The sequence below is a fragment of the Bartonella sp. TT121SHDZB genome (assembly GCF_042193415.1).
In the GTDB taxonomy this organism is placed as follows: Bacteria; Pseudomonadota; Alphaproteobacteria; order Rhizobiales; family Rhizobiaceae; genus Bartonella.
Window position 1 is genome coordinate 1 of record NZ_JBHILR010000066.1, and the last position, 613, is coordinate 613.

1 pseudogene is annotated in these 613 nt (G+C 32.1%); it reads left to right on the forward strand.

Annotation, left to right across the window (positions count from 1 at the left end):
• Positions 1–613, forward strand: a pseudogene (locus ACFIKI_RS08515) (hypothetical protein); the annotation flags it as partial.

A 613-nucleotide genomic window follows, 5' to 3' on the forward strand; every position in this document is an offset into this window, starting at 1 on the left:
TAGTGAGGCAGAAATACTTGAAAAGCTCAAAGATGCTTTCTGCACAAAAAGTCTTATTTCTTACTTTGAAGAAACAGAGAAAAACCTCGATAAGGTTTTAAAGATTTTTATTCGAGTAAATAGCGGAGGAACACAACTTTCGTATTCAGACCTTTTAATGTCAATTTTAACTGCAAATTTCTCAACTGACATTAGAGATTTGATGAACAAATTTGTTGACTCATTAAAGGAACGAGGTTTTGGAGTAATGGGCAGAGACCAAGTGTTGAAAACTTGTCTGTTACTAACTGAAAGCAACCACATATTCCAACTAAAGAATTTTAGCAAAAGTAATATCAATAAGATAGAAGATAATTGGGAAGAGATTACCGAAACAATTTTTAAAGCAACAAAATTGCTTAAAGAATTTGGCTATACAAATCAACTTTCTTCTGCTTACATTTTGTCAGCAGTTGCGTACTTCATTTTCAAAAAGAAAAATATAACACACGAGGATAAAACAGAATTACTCAAATTTGTGCGAAACGCACAAATTACGAGTTATTTTACGACTTCGTTAGATGGTAAGTTAGAGGTAGTAGCAAAAATCATAAGAACGGCAGAAGATTTTGAA